This is a genomic window from Planomonospora corallina (assembly GCF_042650625.1).
Lineage (GTDB): Bacteria > Actinomycetota > Actinomycetes > Streptosporangiales > Streptosporangiaceae > Planomonospora_B > Planomonospora_B corallina.
On sequence record NZ_JBHSBM010000011.1, the window covers coordinates 360,275 to 379,695 of the forward strand.

A 19,421-nucleotide genomic window follows, 5' to 3' on the forward strand; every position below is an offset into this window, starting at 1 on the left:
TCTCACATCCAGGCACCCTTCAGGGAAACTCCGCTTGAAACATGGATGTAACGGGCGGAGTTTTCCTGGACCGACTATCGAAGCGCTTCGAAAGAGGCGCCTTTTCCCGCCCCGTTGTCGAAGCGCTTCGACGCTCAGCAGAGGGATGGTCCCCCCGATGAACGAACCGTTCCGCGACCCCGAGCTCCCGCTCGCCACCCGCATCGCCGACCTGCAGGGCAGGCTGACCCTGGTGGAGAAGGTCGCCCTCCTCCACCAGTACCAGGCCCCGGTCGAGCGGCTGGGCGTGGGCCCCTTCCGCACCGGCACCGAGGCCCTGCACGGCCTGGCCTGGCTCGGCCCCGCCACGGTCTTCCCGCAGGCGATCGGGCTGGCCAGCACCTGGGACCCCGAGCTGGTCCGGCGGGTCGGCGAGGCCACGGCCGACGAGGTCCTCGCCTTCCACCACAAGGACCCGGCCGGGGCCGGGCGCAACGTGTGGGCCCCCGTGGTCAACCCGCTGCGCGACCCCCGCTGGGGGCGGAACGAGGAGGGCTACTCCGAGGACCCCTGGCTGACCGGCGTCATGTCCGTGGCGTACGCCTCCGGCCTTCGTGGGAGCCATCCCGCCATCCTGAAGACCGCGCCCACGCTCAAGCACTTCCTCGGCTACAACAACGAGACCGACCGCTGCACCACCTCCAGCGACCTGCCGCCCCGGGTGCTGCACGAGTACGAGCTGCCCGCCTACCGGCCCGCCCTGGAGAGCGGCGCGGCCGTCGCCGTCATGCCCTCCTACAACCTCGTCAACGGCCGCCCCGCCCACCTCAGCCCGCTGATCAACGGCGTGCTGCGCACCTGGGCCCCCGACGACGTCCTCGTGGTCAGCGACGCCTACGCCCCCGGCAACCTCACCGGCCTGCAGGCCTACCACGACGACCCCGCCGAGGCCTACGCGCACGCCATCAAGGCCGGACTCGACAGCTTCACCCAGGACGACGACCGGACCGGGGCCGTGCTCGGCCACATCCACGACGCGCTGGAGCGGGGCCTGCTCACCGAGGCCGACATCGACACGGCCGTCAGGCACGCGCTCTCCATCCGGTTCCGGCTCGGCGAGTTCGACCCCGCCACGCCGTACGACGGCGTGACCGAGGCCGTGGTCAACTGCCCCGAGCACCAGGCGCTGGCCCGCGAGGCCGCCCGGCGCTCGATCGTGCTGCTGGAGAACGACGGCATCCTCCCGCTGACCGGGGTGCGGAAGATCGCCGTCATCGGCCCGCTCGGCGACACCCTCATGGAGGACTGGTACTCCGGCACCCTGCCGTACGCCGTCACCGCCCGCGCCGGACTCGCCGAGCGGTGCGAGACGGTGTTCTGCGAGGCGGTGGACCGCATCACGCTGAGCTCCGAGAGCGGGCACGTCGTCGCCGACCCCGGCGGCGGCCCGCTCACCGTCACCCCGGAGGCGGCCTCCCCGGCCGGCCTGTTCGACCTGTTCGACTGGGGCGGCGGCTCCTACGCGCTGCGGGCCGCGGCCACCGGCCGCCACGTCTCGGTGGACGACGACGGGGTGCTGGTCAACGACCAGCCGGGACCGAACGGCTGGGAGGTGCGCCAGACCTTCCGGCTGGAGGAGCGTCCCCGCGGCACGCTGGCGCTCCGGCACATCTCCACCGGCCGCTACGTCGGGCTCGCCCCCGCTCCCGGCGCCGCCGGGGGTGCCGCCGACCCAGCCGTCGGCGCTGCTCCGGGCGATCCTCTTCCGGGCGGTCCTGTCCCGGGCGGTCCTGCTCCGGACGGTTCCGCCCTGGACGGCGCGGCGCCCGCTCCGGCCCTGCGCCCGGCGGACGGCGCGGTCCCCGCCCCGGTCCTGCGCCTGGTGGACGACGCGGACGCCGCGCTCTGGCTCACCGCCGAGACGGTCGTCAGCGGCGCGGAGGCCGCCGCCGCGCTGGCCGCCGCCGCGGACGTCGCGGTCGTCGTGGTCGGCGACCACCCGCTGGTCAACGGGCGCGAGACCGAGGACCGCCACGACCTGGCGCTCCCGCCCGCCCAGGAGGCCGTGGTCGCGGCGGTGCGCGCGGCCAACCCGCGGACCGTCATGGTGATCAGCAGCGGCTACCCGATGGCCTGGTCGCCGCGGGACCTGCCCGCCGTCCTGTGGTCCTCGCACGGCGGCCAGGAGTACGGCCACGCGCTGGCCGAGGTGCTCTTCGGCGACGCCGACCCCGAGGGGCGCCTCACCCAGACGTGGTACCGCTCGGCGTGCGAGCTGCCCGACCTGCTCGACTACGACATCATCGCCGCCGACGCCACCTACCAGTACTACCGGGGCACCCCGCTCTACCCCTTCGGCCACGGCCTGTCCTACACGGACTTCGACCACTCCGCCCTGACCGCCGAGGCCGCCGACGGGAGGATCACCGTCTCGGCCGTGATCACCAACACCGGCGCCCGGCCCGGGACCGAGGTCGTCCAGCTCTACACCCACCAGCAGCGCTCCCGCGTCAAGCAGCCGCTCCGCCGCCTGCGGGGCTTCGCGAAGGTACGGCTGGCACCCGGCGAGAGCACCACGGTCCGCTGGAGCATCGACATCACCGACCTGGCCTTCTGGGACGTGACCCGGGACCGGTTCACGGTCGAGGACGCCCCCCACAAGATCATGGTGGGGCGCTCGGCCCGCGACATCAGGCTCTGCGCGACCGTCCACGTCCCCGGCGAGCACATCCCGCCCCGCGACGCCCTCGCCGGCCCGATCGCGGCGACCGGCCACGACGAGTACGACGCGGTGGCGTTCACCGACGCGTCCAGGGTCTCCGGCGACGCCGTACGGTCCACGGCGGAGGGCGCGTGGATCCTCTTCCGCGGCGTGGACTTCGGGACCGGGGCGGACACCGTCGCGCTGGAGGCCGCCGGCGCCGAGGGCGGCGTCGTCACCCTCCGCCTCGACGACCCCCTGTACGGCCCGGTCCTCGGCACCGTGCCCGTCCCGCGGGCCGGCCGGTACGACCTGGCCTGGATCACCGGCGCCCTCACCGGGGCGCGGGACGTGCACGACCTCTACGTGGTGTTCGAGAATGCCGGTATAACCGTTTCCCACCTGGCCTTCGAACGGGTCTGCGAGCGGGCGGAGATTTCATGAGCGGTCGAGCGGTCACCATCGCCGAGGTCGCCCGGCACGCCGGCGTGGCGGTGAGCACGGTCTCGTACGTGCTCAGCGGGAAACGCGCCATCTCCGCCGACACCCGGCGGCGCGTGCTCGACAGCGTGCGGACGCTGGGCTACCACCCCAACGCCGGGGCCCGGGCACTGGCCAGCAGGCGGGCGAACGTGATCGCGCTGGTGCTGCCGTTCCGGGTGGGCATGCACGTGCCGGTGCTGATGCAGTTCGCCACCTCGGTGGTGACCGCGGCCCGCCGCTACGACCACGACGTGCTCCTGCTCACCGCTGACGAGGGGCCCGACGGGATCCGCCGGGCCGCCGCCAGCGCGCTGGTGGACGGGCTGGTGCTCATGGACGTGGAGCTGCACGATCCCCGGGTGCCGCTCCTGCGCCAGTTGGCCGAGCCGAGCGTGCTCATCGGCTTCCCCGCCGACACCACCGGGCTGACCTGCGTCGACCTCGACTTCGCGCGGGCCGGGGCGCTCTGCGTGCAGCACCTGGCCGAGCGCGGCCACCGGGAGGTCGCGCTGCTCGGCGCGCCCGGCGTGGTCTACGACCGGGGCACCGGATTCGCCCGGCGGACCAGGGAGGGCTTCACCGAGGCCGTGGCCGCGCACGGCCTGACCGGGGTGGCGCTGCCGTGCGAGGAGACGTTCGACGAGGTGGCGCGGATCGTGGGCGAGCTGCTGGAGCGGCGGCCGGGCCTCACCGGGCTGGTCGTGCACAACGAGGCCGCGGCCGGCCACGTGCTGGGGGCGCTGCGCCAGCACGGCAGGCGGGTCCCGGAGGACATCGCGGTGGTCGCGATCTGCCCCGACGACATCGCGGAACGCTCCAGCCCGTCGCTGACCTCGGTGCTCGTCCCGGCCGAGGACGTCGGCCGGGAGGCGGTCCGGCTGCTGATGGACAAACTGGAGGGCCGCACCGTCCCCGACGGCACCCTGCTGGCTCCCCGGCTGACGATCCGGGACAGCACCTGAGGCGGACGGGCCGGTCTGCCGTTCGATCTCGCCTGCCTAGGTTGGAGGCAGCACCAGCAGAGGACGGATATGGCGGGATCAGTCGCCCTTAGAAGGGTTCACCAGATCCCACACTCGTATAGACCTGTCGGCACTGCTGGAGACGACGACCGGTTGGATTTCCCACTCCGCCGCTATCAATGAGTTGACATCATCGGTATGTCCCGTGAAGGGATTTCCGATTTGCTTGCCTGTGGTCAGATCCCATATTCGCACGGTCTTGTCCCAGCCGCCGGAGGCAACAACCGGTAGGTCGTTCAGTTCTGTCACCACCACTGAATTGATCTTCTCGGTGTGACCGGTCAGCGGTTGGCGGAGTTGCTTGCCTGTGGTCAGGTCCCACACCCGCACAGTATTGCCCGCACCATCAGAGACGATAGCCGGACGACCGTCCAGCTCGGTCACCGCCAGAGTGGTGGCCCCTACGTATTCGATCGGCCGGATGACCGGTTTGTGTGTTGCCAGATCCCACACATGAATTGAACTTCCGACAGCGGCGGCAACAGCAGGGCGTCCGTCCACTTGTGCCACCGCCACAGACCAGACGTAAAGATCATTGGTGATGGGCTTACCGATCGGTTGCTTTGTGGCCAGGTCCCACACTCGCACGGTCTTGTCCCGCCCTCCAGAGATGACGACCGCTCGGTCGTCCAGCTCTGTCACGGCTATGGAGAAAACCTCATCGGTGTGCTCTGTGAAGGGCTCGCCGATCTGTTCACGGGTGGTGAGGTCCCATACCCGTACAGTTTTGTCCCTGCTGCTGGAGACCGCGATTGGGCGACCGTCCAGTTGTCCTGTCGCCACTGCGATGACGTCATCGGTGTGGCCTGTCATTAACCCACCAATTTGTGTTCCGGTAGTCAGATCCCATACTCGCAGGGAGTCGTCCCAACTACCCCAGACGATCGCTGGATGGCCGTTCAGCTTCGTTGATGCCATGTGGGACGCGACATAAGAGCCAGTTGAGTACGTCGCGGAGTAACCCGTATCGACGGGAGTCGTGGCGGAAGGAGCAGTACTGGGAGCCGAAGAGGTTGAAGAAGGCACAGCGGTCGGCACGGTGGAAGGGTCGATGTCGGTAGGCGAGGTGCCCATGTAGATCACGACACCCGCTACGGCCCCCACGGCAACCGCGGCCACCGTGGCCAGGGCGAAAGGCGGAACGCGACGGCGTGAGATCCCCGTGGGCGTGGACGCGGCCACGGCGGATCGTTCGGAAGGTGCGGTGGCGGCGGAACCGCCATTGCCGGAGGCGAAGACCGCAGGGGCGTGGCCGGCACCGGCGGGGTGTGCGTCGTTCTGGGCCGCACTGCGCTCCGGGGTCTTCCCCGACCGTGGAGGAAAGGGGTTCGCTCCGGCACGGTGGGGAACCGGTGGCGGGGGCATACGAGGACCGCGCTCTCCGGGAGTGCCGTACATGGTCACGTCGTCGGGGTGAGGCCGGGGGGATGGGCCGGCCCCCTGATCGGCGGGAGCCGGTGAACCAGGCGCGGCCGGTGATCCGGTGAGCCGGCCCGGCACGGTGCGGTTCGCCTCCTGCGAGCCGTTCCCTCCGAACGGGCTCTGAGCGGTGCCGTTCCCGGTCAGCGTGGCCAGCACCCGGTCGGCCGTGGGCCGGGAGGCCGGGTTCTTGGCCAGGCAGGACGTCAGCAGCGACCGCAGCCCGCGCGGCACCCCGTTCAGGTCGGGCTCGCCGTTCATGACGGCGTTCATCACCGCCGCCGGATGCTGGCCGGTGAAGGCCGGGTGCCCGGTCGCGGCGTACACCATGGTGGCGGCCCAGGCGAAGACGTCGGAGGCGGGGCCGGCGGGTCCGTCGGAGAGCTGCTCGGGCGCCATGTAGCCGGGGCTGCCCACCAGCGCCGAGTTGGTGGCGCTGGCCTCCAGGATGCGGGCGATGCCGAAGTCGATGACGACCGGCCCCTCCGGCCCCATGATCACATTGGCCGGCTTGAAGTCGCGGTGCACGATCCCGACCCGGTGGATGGCGGCCAGCGCGGTCGCCGTGGCGACGGCCAGGCGCTCCAGCCCGCTGCCGGTTCGGGGCCCCTCGGTGGTGACCAGCTGCTGCAGCGACGGTCCGGGGACGTACTCGCTGACCAGGTAGGGCCGCCCGCGCTCGATGCCGGCCTCCAGCACCTGGGCGGTGCAGAACACCGCGACCCGGCGGGCCAGCTCCGCCTCCCGCTCGAACCGCTCCCGGAGGGCGGCCTCGGCGGCCATGCGGGTGTGCAGCACCTTGACGGCCACCCGCCGCCCGGAAGGGTCCTGACCGAGGTAGACGGTGCCCTGGCCGCCCTCGCCGAGCACTCCCACCAACCGGTACGCGCCGATCTGCTGCGGGTCGTCCATGCCCAGCCGACCGGAATCGGGCACAATTTCCCCCTTCTCCGTCGTCGCCGTGCCGAGCCCTGTGGCGAAGCTCGGCACGCGGGACGGTGCCGATCAGAAACCCTGATCAGCAGCCTGTCACAATCGCCTGTCATCTCGCCATAGCCAGTGATGACCATGGGATTTGTGAATGTTCACTGGTTGTCCGTCATTTCCGATAATGAGCCGACCGTAAATGGGGGAATGAAAAAGCGGGGGCCGTACGGTCCTTTCCGGATCCGTACGGCCCCCGCCGCGTCGTGGAACGACCGGCGCTCAGCCGTGACCGCCGCGATTACCAGTCGCCTCCGCCGAAGTCACCGCCGCCGAAGTCGCCTCCGCCGAAGTCGCCCCAGCCTCCGCCGCCGAAGTCGCCTCCGCCGCCACCGCCCCAGTCGCCGCCCGCGTCGGACACGCCTTCCTGGTAGCCGGCGCCGTAGCCCATGCCGTAGCCGCCCATGCCCCAGCCGCCCATCATGCTGCCGAGCATCGTGCCGACGAGCATGCCGCTCATCACGTCACCGAAGCCGCCGTAGTAACCGTAGGCGTAGGGCTGGTAGGCCGGGCCCGCCTCGTAGTAGGGGCGGCGCTGGCCGTTGGCCATGACGACCTCACGGCTCTGCGGCTCGAAGCCGCGCTCGATGGCCTCGGCGTCGGCCGCGCAGGCCGGGACGTCGCGCAGCGCGCCCCCGGGCGGGGCCCAGCGCACGTCGCGGGCCGAGGGGCCGTGCTGCGGGTTGAAGAAGCACGGGGAGCGCCGCTCGGGGAGCGGCTCGTGGTTGACGCGGGCCTTCACGCAGGCGAGGGCGTAGCGGCCCTCCTCCAGCGCGGTGGTCACATCGCGCAGCTGGTCGGGGCGCCTGACCTCCTCGAGCTCCGCCTTGGCCCGCTCGTAGGAGTTGAGGGCGCGGGTCCAGTCCTCCTGGTGGTCGCCGCCGTCGGCCAGCATCTTGACGTCCATGTCCAGCGCGGTGATCTCCTCGCCGAACTTCGTGATGTCCTCGTCCACGGTCTGCTTGACCGCGGCCAGCTCGGCGGCCTCGCGGGCCTCGCGCTCCTTCTTCTTCTTGCGGGAGTAGAGGAGCAGCCCTCCGCCGCCGGCCAGGGCCAGCACCAGGATGCCGACCAGCACGCCGCCGCCACCGCCACCGCCGGTGGAGCCGGCGGGCTCACGGGAGCCGTTCGCGCTCAGGGCGGCCCTGGTGTCGCCGGACTCGGCCAGCTCCACCCGCCTGACGAAGTCCTGCATCCCGCTGACGACGTCGCTGTTGGTGCGGACGGCCACCTTGGAGATCTCATTGGCGACGCCCGCACGCAGGGAGTTGGATGCGGCGAACAGGCTCTTGCCGTCCAGGACGGCGATGGTCGCCTTGCTTGTGCCCTGGGATTCAAGCTGCCTGCCCAGCGTTGTGACGAACTCAAGGGCGGCTGACCTACTGGTCAGCGTGCCGTGGGGCAGGGCGGCCACGTAGATCGGCGGATTCTTTCCCTTGAGGGAGTCACGGATGGCCGACTGCTCGCTCGAGGTGAGAGCCGAGCCCGGCTCCACGTAGAGGGGGTCGGATGCCCATGAGGAGACGATCGCACTGGGATCGGGTGCCGAGGCGGCGTGGGCCGCAGGGGCGATCATGAAGATGGTCAGTAACCCGGCGAAGAGCGCGGTGACCGCGGCACCGAGACGACCTGCTGAGAGTTTTGTGGTGGTCACGGCAGTAAAGCCTCCTTCGTCCGATAAGGACGAATGAGCGGACATCGAAGTTCCCTACTACCCGACCGTATCCCCTTCATCCGGTGATCGGGCACCGAGTTGGAGGATCGTCGCAGATCGCACACCGGGGGCGGCCCGCTACGGACCGCCCCCGGTGTGCACGCGCGTACCGGGCCCGGACCGGAAGCCGCAGAGTCGCAGCCGGATCAGCCGGTCCTGGCGAGGGTCAGGCGTCCTTGATGTCGCAGAGCACCGCGCCGGAGGTCACCGTCTGCCCCACCTGCGCGGAGAGCCCGGTCACCGTGCCCGCCTTGTGCGCGGTCAGCGGCTGCTCCATCTTCATCGCCTCCAGCACCACGACGGTGTCCCCGGCCGCGACCGTGTCGCCGTCGGCGACCACCACCTTCACGATCGTGCCCTGCATCGGGCTTACCAGCGCGTCCCCGCCGGCGGCCGCCTTCTTGGCGGCCCCGCCCGCCCGCCGCCGCGGCGCCGAGGCCGCGGCCGTACGGCCCGCGCCCGCCGGAGCGCCGAGCCCGGCGGGCAGCACGACCTCCAGCCGCTTGCCGCCGACCTCCACGGTGATGCGCTCCCGCTCGACCGGCTCGCCCTCCGCGCCGGTCTCCCCGGCGTAGGGCTCGATCGTGTTGTCGAACTCGGTCTCGATCCACCGGGTGTGGACCGAGAACGGCTCACCCGTGAACGCCGGATCGGCCACCACCGTCCGGTGGAAGGGCAGCACGGTCGGCATGCCCTCGATCTCGAACTCGGCCAGGGCGCGCCGGGCGCGCTCGAGCGCCTGCGTGCGGGTGGCGCCGGTCACGACCAGCTTGGCCACGAGCGAGTCGAACGACTGCGGCACGGTCATCCCGGTCTCGTAACCGGAGTCCAGCCGCACGCCCGGCCCCGACGGGGTGGACATGCGGGTGATGGTGCCCGGGGCGGGAAGGAAACCGCGCCCGGCGTCCTCGGCGTTGATCCGGAACTCGATCGAGTGCCCGCGCACCACGGGGTCGCCGTAGCCGAGCTCCTCGCCGTCGGCGACGCGGAACATCTCGCGGACCAGGTCGATGCCGGCGACCTCCTCGGTGACCGGGTGCTCGACCTGCAGGCGGGTGTTGACCTCGAGGAACGAGATCGTGCCGTCCTGGCCCACGAGGAACTCGCAGGTGCCCGCGCCGACGTAGCCGGCCTCACGCAGGATCGCCTTGGAGGAGGAGTAGAGCAGCTCGGTCTGCTCGGCCGTCAGGAACGGGGCCGGGGCCTCCTCCACCAGCTTCTGGTGGCGGCGCTGCAGCGAGCAGTCGCGGGTCGAGACCACCACGACGTTGCCGTGCTTGTCGGCCAGGCACTGGGTCTCCACGTGGCGGGGCCGGTCCAGGTAGCGCTCGACGAAGCACTCGCCGCGGCCGAACGCGGTCACCGCCTCGCGCACGGCCGACTCGTACAGGTCGGGGATCTCCTCGAGGGTGCGGGCGACCTTCAGGCCGCGCCCGCCGCCGCCGTACGCCGCCTTGATCGCGATCGGCAGGCCGTGCTCGGTGGCGAAGGCGACGACCTCCTCCACCCCGGAGACGGGGTCCGGGGTGCCCGCGACCAGCGGGGCGCCGACGGCCTGGGCGATGTGCCGCGCCTGCACCTTGTCGCCGAGCGCGGTGATCGCGGCCGGGGGCGGCCCGATCCAGGTCAGGCCCGCGTCGATGACGGCCTGGGCGAAGGCGGCGTTCTCGGCCAGGAAGCCGTAGCCGGGGTGGACGGCGTCCGCACCGGCCTGGGCGGCGACGGCGAGGAGCTTGTCGATGTCGAGGTAGGTCTCGGCCGGGCTCTGCCCGTTCAGGGCGTAGGCCTCGTCGGCGACGCGCACGTGCAGGGCGTCGCGGTCCTGGTCGGCGTAGACGGCGATGCCGGTCAGTCCGGCGTCCTTGCAGGCGCGGGCGATCCGCACGGCGATCTCACCACGGTTGGCGATCAGGACCTTCTGCACCGAGGTCGTTCCCTTCTGCACGCGGACAACAGGCCGGGCGGGCCTCCAACGGAGTGTAAGCGTCCTCTGATTCCCCGGTTCCGCTGGGTCTCACCTTCCGAGATAGGCGCCGCCGTTGACGTGGATGACCTGCCCGGTTATGTGGCGTGCCTCCGGAGAGGCGAGGAACCTCACCGTCTGCGCCACGTCCTCGGGGGTGCCGGCGCGCCCGTTCCGGGTGCTCTCCACCCGGCGGCGCACCCCCTCCTCGGTGAGGCGGCCCCGGAAGAACTCCGTCTCCACGACCAGGCCGGGGGAGACGACGTTGGCGGTGATGTCGCGCGGCCCGAGTTCGGCCGCCAGGTCGGCCGTCCAGGCCTCCAGGGCGGCTTTAGCCGCGCCGTACGAGCCGGAGCCCGTACCCCTGGCCGCGATCGAGCCGATCGTGACGATCCTGCCTCCGTCGGCGAGCCGGGGGGCCAGCGCGGTCGTGACCAGCACGGCCGACATCAGGTTGGCGTTGAGATTGGCCCACCAGCTCTCGGCCACGTCCATCAGGTCGTCGTCGGCGGACGCGCGGTCCAGGTCGGTGTTCCCGCCCGCGTTGTTGACCAGCACGTCCACCCGGGCGGGCAGCCTGTCCAGCGCCTCGCCGACGGCGACCGGGTTGGCCGCGTTGAAGACCGCGTAGCCGACCTGTCCGGTACGGCCGGCGTCCAGCCGGTCGGCCGCCTCCTTCAGGACGTGCTCCCGCCGTCCGGTGACGGTGACCCGGTCCCCCTGGGCGGCGAACGCCGCCGCGATGGCGTGACCGATCCCGGTGCCCCCACCGGTCACCACGATCTCCCGCATTTCCGGATGTCCCTCATATCGCGATAAACAGATAAAAAAATCAACGGTATCTGGTGGAGATCATAACCGCTAGGTATAACGCTGATAGAAAGTGATCCATGCGCGTACCGTGAGTTCGTTTGGTGACCCCTCTGACACCGATCCCGAAGGAGACGGCATGAGTCACAGCATGCTCGGAGGCAATCTGGCGGACATGGATGCCATGGCCCGCCAGTTCGGCCAGCGGGCTCATCAGGTAAGGGAGATCGTGGCCGCGCTGAACACTGAGGCGGCCAAGGTCAACGTTTCCTGGACCGGCCCGGGAGCCACGCGATTCGGAGAGGCCTGGCAGAACTACAAGGCAGCCTTCGAGCGTATGGCTGTGGAGTTGGAGGAGGCATCGAAGGTCATCAACACCTATCGAGCCAACATCGAGTCGGCCACCCGCTGACATTCGGTCCACCACGGCGCCGTCTCAGCTTCGGGCGGCGCCTCCGTGGTGTCCGGAGGCGTCCCATGCACGACCCCGACCTCGACAACCTCCTCACCAGAGCAGCCGGTACCGCGACCGGCACCGTCTCCACCGCGGACATCCTGACCGAGCTGGACCGGGTACGGGCCCGGCCCCTACCCCGGAAGTGCCGCCTGGACCGGCGTGACGGTCCCCAGAGTGATCAGCAGGCCGCGGCCCGGAGGGCCGCCGACCGCGCCGCGCGGCAGCCGTACGGTGAACAGGTCGCCGTCGGCGGGGCTCTGCACCGCGAGCAGCAGGCCGGTACGGGACTTGCGGGCCTCGGCGGCGAAGCCCCGGTAGGCGGTGGTCAGGTCGCCGGTGGCCCCGGCGAGGACGAGGCCGTGCTCGCCGTCGCGCCCGGTGCGCAGCACCCGCTCCAGGGCTGAGCCGAGCGGGCTGTCGGGGGAGAGCAGCTCCGCGTCATCGACGAGCACCACGTAGCGCTCCCGGCCCGCCACGGCCGTCTCCAGGTCGCCGTCCCCGCCGTCCCCACCGAGCACGGCCAGCACTCCGTCGGCGCCCTCCAGCGTGCGCAGCGGGCTGCGCCGGGGGGTGACGAGGACGACCGGCGTGCCGCGGTCGAGCAGGGAACGGGCCGCCGTCAGCAGCACCGAGGAGCGGCCCGACCGGGGTGGCCCCGCGACTACCGCGCCGGGGCCCTGGGCCAGCAGGTCGACGCCGAGCGGGGCGAGGGAGTCGCCTCCCGCGCCGAGCAGCGCCCACAGGGGTGAGGGCGGCTCGAAGCCCGGGGCCAGGTCCATCGCCTGCGCGGCGGTGATCCGCAACGGCAGCGCGTCCACCCGTAGCGGTGGCTCGCCCTCCCAGATCCACCCGGGCCTTCCCGCGCTCTCGCCGGCCCGCCCGGTGCCGGTGCGCTCCGCGGGCCGCAGGAGGCCGGGGCCGTCGGCGGACGCGGCGGTGTCGTCCGGCCGGTGAACGGTCGCGCCGGCGACGTCGTCCGGTCGGTGAACGGCCACGTCGGCGACGCCGTCCGCCCAGGGGAGCGCGGCGGTGCCGGGGAACCGGTCGGGCACCGTACGGGCGAGGGCCTGCACCACGGCGACCTGCGAGGGACCGGAGGGGTCGGCGTCGAGCAGGGCGATCTGGCTCTCGGTCGGGCCGTGCTCCCCCACGGACAGCGCCCGGCCGGGGGGGAGGGCGGCGGGCAGATCCTTGGTGGGCAGCCCGGCCAGCCCGTAGTCCGCGGGGTCGGCGAGGCGCAGGATGAGCCGGTCGTCGAAGACCGTGGAGATCTGCCCGAGCAGCGCGGACCGGTCGCCGGTCACCACGGCCCGGAGCCCGACCGCGGGGCCCTCCCGCAGCAGCTGCAGCAGCGCGTCGACCAGCCGCCCGTAGTCGTAGCCCTCGAACGCGGCGACGAACCCCTCCCAGCGGTCGAGCATCAGCACCAGCCAGGGCGGCCGGGGAGCGCCGGGGGAGGCGCGCATCTCGGCCAGGGAGGCGTGCCCGGCCTCGGCCAGCAGCTGCTGGCGCCGCCCCACCTCCGCCCGCAGCCGGGCCAGCAGGCGCTCGACCCGGTCGAGCTGGTCGCGGGTCACCACGGCGCCGCAGTGCGCCATCGCCACCAGGGGGAGCAGTGCCCCCGACCCGCAGTCGATCGCGTGCAGGTGCACGTCCTGCGGGGACGCGCCCGCCGCGATCGCCCCCGCCAGCGTGCGCAGCGCGGTGGACCGGCCGCTGCGCGCCGTCCCCGCGATGAGCAGGTGCCCGCCGCGGGCGAGGTCCAGCTCGAGCGCCCGCCGGTCCTGCGCCCAGGGCAGGTCGGTCGTCCCGAACACCAGCGGCGGCACCTCCTCGGCTCCCGCCCGGTACGGCGGGCCGTCCGCCCCGGACGCCCCGGACGGGCCGGACGCCCCGGGCAGGACGACGAGGGCGGGGAGCGGGTCGAGCCAGGGGCTGGGCTGCCCGGGGACGCCGGCCACCCGCGCCGCCTCCCCCAGGGCGTCGACGAGCAGCGACAGGTCGGTGACGGAGGAGTCCTCCGCCCCGCTCCCCGGTGCGGTCGCCGGATGGCCCAGCGCCCGCCAGCCGACCTCGGTCACCCGTGTCCTGACCCCGCCCGTCACGGTGGCGCTCCGCCCGCCGATCCGCGCGGTCTGCACCGCCGCCGGGGCGCCCGCCCCCGACCGCACGTAGCACCGGCCGGGGGTGGACTTGGAGATGTGCGCGGCGTCGGAGGTGCCGATGACGTCGGCGGACTCCGCGGTCTCGGTCACCCGCAGCGCGATCCGCAGCGAGGTGTTGGCCTGGATGTCGGGGGTCACCACGCCCGCCGGCCGCTGGGTGGCGAGGATCAGGTGGATGCCCAGCGAGCGGCCCCGCCGGGCGATGTCCACCAGCCCGGTCATGAAGTCGGGCAGCTCGCTGACCATCGCCGCGAACTCGTCGATCACCAGCACCAGGCGGGGCAGCGGCGCCAGCGGCGCACCGCCGCCGCCCGGGCCCCGGCCCCGCGGCGGCGCGGCAGGGGACACGGCCGGGGACGGGCCTCCCGCCACCAGCAGGTCGCGGGAGGCGCGGGCCGTCTGGGCGTCGCGCAGCGCGTGGTAGTCCTCGATGTCCTTGGCCCCGGCCGCCAGCAGCAGCCGCTCCCGGCGCCGGATCTCGGCCGCCAGGGAGGCCAGGGCCCGCTGGGTGAGGTGGCCGTCCAGATCGCTGACCATGCCGACGGTGTGCGGGAGCCGCACGCACTCCTTGAAGGCGGCGCCGCCCTTGTAGTCGATCAGCACGAACGTCAGCTCGTCCGGCCGGTTGGCCACCGCGAGCGAGCAGATCAGCGTCTGCAGCAGCTCGGACTTGCCCGCGCCGGTGGTGCCCGCGATGAGCGCGTGCGGCCCGTCCCTGCTCAGGTCGACGGAGAACGGGCCGTCCGGGCCCACACCGATCACCGCCTCGGTGGAGCGCCCCCACCGCCTGGCGAGGACCGCCGCCGACAGGGGGTCCGGGCCGGAGGAGGCGGGGGCCGGGGAGCCCGGGGGCCCGGCGGGAAGCGGATCCGGCCCAGCGGCGCTCCCAGGAGGGCTCAGGGCGGCGGGGGACCAGGGGGACCCCGAGGAGCCCGAGGAGCCCGGGGAGCCGGGGGCGTCCGGGCCCGGGGAGAGCCGGAGCAGGTCCAGCAGCCGGGCGGAACCGGGCAGGGCCAGGCCCGCGTCGTCGCGGCTGACGTCGCGGATCGGGGCCAGGGAGCGGGCCAGCCGGTCGCACCAGGAGGCCGAGACCTGGTCGGCCAGGACCCCACCGAGGTCGCCGAGGTCACCGAGGCCGTCGAGACCGCCGCCGCGGAGCCGGAGCCGGCCGTCCGCCTCCGCCTGCACGACGGTGGCGCACTCCTCGGGCAGCAGGCGCTGCTCGTCGTCCAGCGCCAGCGTGTGGACACCCGCGCGGGGGCCCTGACGCAGCACCTGCGGCATGCCGGGCAGGGCGCGCAGCACCCGGGCGCCGTCCAGGAGCACCAGCACGTCGTAGGGGCGCTCGTCGTAGCGGGGCGTCGCCGGGGCGGCCGCCCCGCCGGGTCCGCCGAGCCCGCCCCAGCCGGACGGGACGCGGGGGGCGCCTGCCGGCCTGCCGTCCTCGCCGAGGCGCTCCCCGATCAGCGTGCCCAGCTCGGCCACCCGGCGGGCGGCGGCCTCCGGGTCGGCGCCGACCAGCGCCACGCAGTCCTCGCCGTTGCGCGGGGCGCAGTGGGGCAGCCACCGGACCCAGTTCCACCGCTCCTCGCCGTCGCCGTGCGCGGACAGCACCACGATCGCCAGGTCGCGGGGGCTGTGCAGGACGGCGGCCTGGCCGACGAGCCAGCGGGCCAGGCCCGCGACGACCTGTCGGGGACCGGTCAGGCCGGCCACGCCGAGCCGTCGCATGGCCAGCGTCACCGGCACCGCCCGGCAGATCGGGGGCTCGGGCAGCGGGACGTCCGGCGGGGCGCCGCGCTCGGGGACGAACTCCAGGCCGGCTGCCAGGTCGGCGAGCCCGACCCGGAGGAGGAGCGCGTCGGGGTCGTGGTCGCGGCGCTCCCAGAGCCGCCGCCGGGGACCGGTGGCGGTGAGCAGGATCTCGGCCGGATCGGGGGCGGCGCCGCGGCGGGCGGCCTCGTCAGCGGCGCGGGCCCGCTCCACCGCGGTCTCGAAGAGCGCCAGGCGCTCCCGGTAGTCCTTCATCTGCTGCCGGTGCCGCTTGCGGCCGTGACGGCGGTCGCTCCACCACTGCCCGATCATGATCAGCGGGCTCAGCAGGGCGAACAGCAGGAAGTACCACGTGTTGAGCGCCCAGGCCATGACCAGGCCGAGCAGGAGCGGCAGGGACGCGGCCAGCAGCTGCAGCCGCATGGTCTCGGCCCGCCGGGGCTCGACCGGGACCTCCAGGCGCCACCCGGCCTCCGGGGGACGGAGCCGGGGCGGCCGGTTGTAGGCGAGCCCGCCGTCGGGCTGGGGGTCCAGGTGCGCGTCGGGGGGCTCGACGGCCGTCAGCGTCAGGACCGAGGATCCGCAGGTCAGCACCGCGTGCTCGGGCCAGTCGACGGCGCGCTCCAGCGGCTCGCCGTCCAGGGCGGGTGCCGCGTCGCGCGCGGCCCGCCGGGCGGAGGGGGCGGCGGCCGGCTCGATCGGCTCGCGGTCCGGCGCGGGGCCCGTGCCCCGGGACCGGCCGGAGGAGCGCGGCGCCGCCGGGGAGGGGTCCGATGGACCACCGGCCTGGGGGCCGGCGGGCTCCACGGTGATGGCGTCGGGGGTGAGCCGCACGACGGCGGACCGGTCGGGCAGCAGGGGGTCGGGCAGGGCCACCGTGCAGGTGGGGTCGGAGCCGATGGTGTGCACGCCGAAGCCCAGGCGGTGCACGGAGCCGGCGGCGGGGCCGCCGGACACCCGGATCTCCACGATGCCGCCGGGCTCGTCGGCGAACGTCGAGACCGCCAGCCGCCGGTCCAGGGTGACCAGGTCGCCGTCGCGCAGCAGTCCGAGCACGGGCGCGTCGGGGGGCAGGGCGCGGCCGTCCCGCCAGAGGTCGGGCGGAGCGGCCCCCGCTCCGGAGCGGCCCAGTCCGTAGGGGGCCCGGCTGCGGGTCAGCCGGACCACGTTGGCGTGCCGTTCGCCGGTCTGCCCGGCGAGCGCCTCGGCGAGCCGGGCGACCGTGGTCGTGTCGTCGCCTTCGACCACGACGTCCCGGTCGGCGTGCTCGCTGAGCACGGTGAGCATGATCCGCATCGCCGTCTCCTCGGTCAGGCCCCCTGCCAACCTAGCGACTGGGGACGGTCAGGGAAGGGGCATTCACGGCAGACGCACGCACTCGGAGGAAGTATGTGGAAAACCTTCCCTCCTGTGGACAACTTCCGTTCGGTGCCGACGTGTCGCGCTGTTTCCCGTGGACATCCACCATTACGGGAACGGGCCGGCGTGCGCGGACGGTCCGGCTTCTCCTGTGGATAAACCTCAAAGGCTGTGGATAACCCCTGGAGCGGGTGACCCCCTGGAGCAGGTGAGCCCCTGGAACGGGTGCTCGCCTCGGGCGGGCGGCTCATCGGGGGCCGGCGGTCCTCTCCTGGGCGCGGGCCCTGGCCCTCAGCTCGTCGGCCTTCTCCTCCAGCAGCTCGGCGTAGGCGTGCACCTCGGAGGTGACCTCGGCCAGTCCGGCCGCCGCCCGGTGCAGACGACCGGCGGTCCGCTCGGTGACGCGGACGGAGGCGAGGTGCTCGGTTATGCGGGCGGGGTCGAGGCGCCCGGCGCTCCGGCGGCCCGGGAGACCTCGGAGGCGGAGCCGTTCGGCGGCCGACCGGACGATGCGGCGGAGACCTCCAGGGCCTGGCGGGACCCGCCTGAACCACGTTGCCATGATCCCAGGATGGCATATTTTGAACAGGTTCAGTATGCATCGCGGTGAAAAGGAACGCACAACCGGCCCGCCTGGAGGTGAACCGCGTTCGGGCGGAAGGGAAACGACCGGGCGGGGTCCTTGTGACGGTTGTTAAATAGATTTATTTCTGTCCATATCATCAGTCGGCTCCGGTGTCATCTACCAGAAGAGTAAGGTTCTGGTGGATTGGGATTGACAAGCCGTTCTTACCAAACGAGCATTGGTCCTCGCTTTTGCCCGACGGCATATCGGCAGAGTGCGCATAATGGCGTAAATTCGATCAGCAACCCATACTTGATCACTCTGGGAGCCCCCTCGCCCATGAGGACGACAAGCGAGAAGTCATCCGGCCGTGCCCCGGTGAGCGCGGACCGGCCTGCTCCGGCGGGCGCCCTGTCGGGCCCGGCGTCGCGGAAACTCCCCGTTCCCCCCAGGGAGCGCAAACCGGCGCTCGCGGCGCTCGCCGTCCTGCTCATCCTGGGCGGGGCGCTCGCCACCACCCTGCTGGTGCTGCGCAGCGGCGACCGGGTCTCCGCGATCCAGATCGTCCAGCAGATCGGCACCGGGCAGCCCATCACCGAGGCCGCGATGCGCGAGGTCCAGATCGCCGACACCGGCATCGGCTACGTGCCGTACGCCGCGCGCGGGCGCGTCACGGAGTCCTTCGCCCGGGTCACCATCCTCCCGGGCACGCTGCTGACCGAGGAGATGACCCTCTCCGCCAGCGAGGAGCTGGGCCCGGGGAAGGCCCAGGTGGGCCTGGCGCTCAAGCCCGGGCAGATGCCCTCCACGCTCCGGGCGGGGGACCGGGTCCAGGTCATCCACGTCTCCGCCCGGGGCGAGGCGGGCGGGACGCCCGGCCGCGTGCTCGCGCAGAGCGCGCTCGTCCACAGCGTCGGCGCGCAGGGCCGCGGCGGCTCGGGCGGCTCCGGCGGCCAGGTCACGATCATCGTGGACTCCACGATCTCGCCCGCGGTCGCGGGTTACTCCGCCCGGGGCGAGATCGCCCTGGCCGAGCTGCCGGGGGCGCGCTGACGTGGCGCTCATCGTGCTGGCGGCGGACAAGGGCGCACCCGGCGTGACCACGGCGGCCACGGCGCTCGGCGCGGTCTGGCCGCGCCCGGTGCTCCTGGCCGAGTGCGACCCGGCCGGCGGGGACATCGCCTACCGGCTGCCGGCCGCCGACGGCGGCGTGCTCAACCCCGGCCGCGGCCTGCTCACACTGGGGGCCACGGCCCGCCGGGGCCTGACCTCCGCGCTGATCCACGAGCACACCCAGAAGATCGTCGGCGGGCTGGACGTGCTGGCCGGGCTCACCCACGGAGAGCAGGCGGCCGGGCTGACCTGGCTCTGGGGCCCGCTCGGCCGGGCGCTGGCCGCGCTGCCCGGCGCCGACGTGCTGGCCGACTGCGGCCGGCTGGGGGGCCACCCGGAGCTGGGGGAGCTCATCGCCGAGGCGGAGCTGGCCGTCCTGTTCACCCGGGGGAGCCTGGACCACGTCGCCCACCTGCGCGAGCGCCTGCACGTGATGCCCAAGGGCGTGCGGGCCGGGGTGGTGGTGATCGCCGACCCCCGGCAGTACCGGGGCACGATCGACGACGTCCGCAGGATCGTCACCGCCACCGGAAGGGACGTCTCCTTCGTGGCGGGGCTCGCGCACGACCCCAAGGGCGCGGAGCTGCTGCGCGGCCAGTGGGGCGGGCGCCTGGACCGCTCACTGCTGATCCGCACCGCGCGGGAGCTGGCCGGCCGCCTGGCCGCCGAGGCGCTCCGGGAGGCTCCGGACCCCCGCACGGCCCCCGGCCCGTACGGCGAGGCATCCGGTCCGTACGGCCCGGCACCCGCCCCGGGTGACACCCGGGGTCCGTACGGCCCGCCGCCCGGCCCGCGCGGCGACGCCCCCGGCCCGTACGGCCCGGCGCCCGCCCCGCACGGGTCCCCGGCCCCGTACCCGGCGCCGGCCGGATGGCGGGAGGGCCCGTGAGCGAGCGGAGCGAACGAGCGACGGG

Annotated in this window: 11 protein-coding genes; 5 read left to right on the forward strand and 6 right to left on the reverse strand. The window is 73.2% G+C overall.

The window, feature by feature from the left end:
* Window positions 1-157 precede the first annotated feature (157 nt).
* Both ACFOWE_RS06540 and ACFOWE_RS06545 read left to right on the forward strand, forming a co-directional pair.
* Complete coding sequence (locus tag ACFOWE_RS06540; protein ID WP_377286082.1) at window positions 158-3,124, forward strand: glycoside hydrolase family 3 C-terminal domain-containing protein; 2,967 nt, start codon at window positions 158-160, stop codon at window positions 3,122-3,124.
* On the forward strand, window positions 3,121-4,125 hold the full coding sequence (locus tag ACFOWE_RS06545; protein WP_377286083.1) for a LacI family DNA-binding transcriptional regulator: 1,005 nt from the start codon (window positions 3,121-3,123) through the stop codon (window positions 4,123-4,125). Before ACFOWE_RS06540 ends, ACFOWE_RS06545 begins: the two co-directional genes overlap by 4 nt.
* 78 nt (window positions 4,126-4,203) lie before the next feature.
* On the opposite strand, the gene ACFOWE_RS06550 is transcribed toward ACFOWE_RS06545, so the two are convergent.
* From ACFOWE_RS06550 to ACFOWE_RS06565, 4 genes are all read right to left on the reverse strand, one after another.
* Complete coding sequence (locus tag ACFOWE_RS06550) at window positions 4,204-6,594, reverse strand: protein kinase domain-containing protein (RefSeq protein ID WP_377286084.1); 2,391 nt, start codon at window positions 6,592-6,594, stop codon at window positions 4,204-4,206.
* 235 nt (window positions 6,595-6,829) lie between these two features.
* Entirely contained in the window at window positions 6,830-8,242 is a 1,413-nt protein-coding gene (locus ACFOWE_RS06555; protein WP_377286085.1) for a hypothetical protein, read from the reverse strand.
* A gap of 226 nt (window positions 8,243-8,468) precedes the next feature.
* Window positions 8,469-10,226, reverse strand: coding sequence for an acetyl/propionyl/methylcrotonyl-CoA carboxylase subunit alpha (locus tag ACFOWE_RS06560; RefSeq protein ID WP_377286459.1), 1,758 nt, complete (start codon window positions 10,224-10,226; stop codon window positions 8,469-8,471).
* 90 nt (window positions 10,227-10,316) lie between these two features.
* The gene (locus tag ACFOWE_RS06565; RefSeq protein ID WP_377286086.1) at window positions 10,317-11,057 is read right to left on the reverse strand and encodes an SDR family NAD(P)-dependent oxidoreductase; all 741 of its coding nucleotides are present in this window, start codon (window positions 11,055-11,057) and stop codon (window positions 10,317-10,319) included.
* 157 nt (window positions 11,058-11,214) lie between these two features.
* On the opposite strand from ACFOWE_RS06565, the gene ACFOWE_RS06570 reads away from it, so the two are divergent.
* Window positions 11,215-11,487: a WXG100 family type VII secretion target gene (locus ACFOWE_RS06570; RefSeq protein ID WP_377286087.1), complete on the forward strand. Its 273-nt coding sequence runs from the start codon at window positions 11,215-11,217 to the stop codon at window positions 11,485-11,487.
* A 176-nt stretch (window positions 11,488-11,663) separates the two neighbouring features.
* Here the strand turns inward: ACFOWE_RS06570 and ACFOWE_RS06575 are convergent, their stop codons facing one another.
* Both ACFOWE_RS06575 and ACFOWE_RS06580 read right to left on the reverse strand, forming a co-directional pair.
* Complete coding sequence (locus tag ACFOWE_RS06575; RefSeq protein ID WP_377286088.1) at window positions 11,664-16,766, reverse strand: FtsK/SpoIIIE domain-containing protein; 5,103 nt, start codon at window positions 16,764-16,766, stop codon at window positions 11,664-11,666.
* Between the two features lie 310 nt (window positions 16,767-17,076).
* Entirely contained in the window at window positions 17,077-17,391 is a 315-nt protein-coding gene (locus ACFOWE_RS06580; RefSeq protein ID WP_377286090.1) for a hypothetical protein, read from the reverse strand.
* Window positions 17,392-17,733: 342 nt separating this feature from the next.
* Between ACFOWE_RS06580 and ACFOWE_RS06585 the strand changes: the two genes are divergently transcribed.
* Both ACFOWE_RS06585 and ACFOWE_RS06590 read left to right on the forward strand, forming a co-directional pair.
* Complete coding sequence (locus tag ACFOWE_RS06585) at window positions 17,734-18,447, forward strand: hypothetical protein (RefSeq protein ID WP_377286092.1); 714 nt, start codon at window positions 17,734-17,736, stop codon at window positions 18,445-18,447.
* A 1-nt stretch (window position 18,448) separates the two neighbouring features.
* Window positions 18,449-19,396, forward strand: coding sequence for a hypothetical protein (locus ACFOWE_RS06590; RefSeq protein ID WP_377286093.1), 948 nt, complete (start codon window positions 18,449-18,451; stop codon window positions 19,394-19,396).
* Window positions 19,397-19,421 lie beyond the last annotated feature (25 nt).

What these genes read in the sequence shown, in the direction of transcription:
- ACFOWE_RS06575 (WP_377286088.1), bottom strand. Translation starts at nt 16,766, where the DNA reads ATGCGGATCATGCTCACCGTGCTCAGCGAGCACGCCGACCGGGACGTC.
- ACFOWE_RS06540 (WP_377286082.1), top strand. Translation starts at nt 158, where the DNA reads ATGAACGAACCGTTCCGCGACCCCGAGCTCCCGCTCGCCACCCGCATC.
- ACFOWE_RS06585 (WP_377286092.1), top strand. Translation starts at nt 17,734, where the DNA reads ATGAGGACGACAAGCGAGAAGTCATCCGGCCGTGCCCCGGTGAGCGCG.
- ACFOWE_RS06570 (WP_377286087.1), top strand. Translation starts at nt 11,215, where the DNA reads ATGAGTCACAGCATGCTCGGAGGCAATCTGGCGGACATGGATGCCATG.
- ACFOWE_RS06565 (WP_377286086.1), bottom strand. Translation starts at nt 11,057, where the DNA reads ATGCGGGAGATCGTGGTGACCGGTGGGGGCACCGGGATCGGTCACGCC.
- ACFOWE_RS06545 (WP_377286083.1), top strand. Translation starts at nt 3,121, where the DNA reads ATGAGCGGTCGAGCGGTCACCATCGCCGAGGTCGCCCGGCACGCCGGC.
- ACFOWE_RS06580 (WP_377286090.1), bottom strand. Translation starts at nt 17,391, where the DNA reads ATGGCAACGTGGTTCAGGCGGGTCCCGCCAGGCCCTGGAGGTCTCCGC.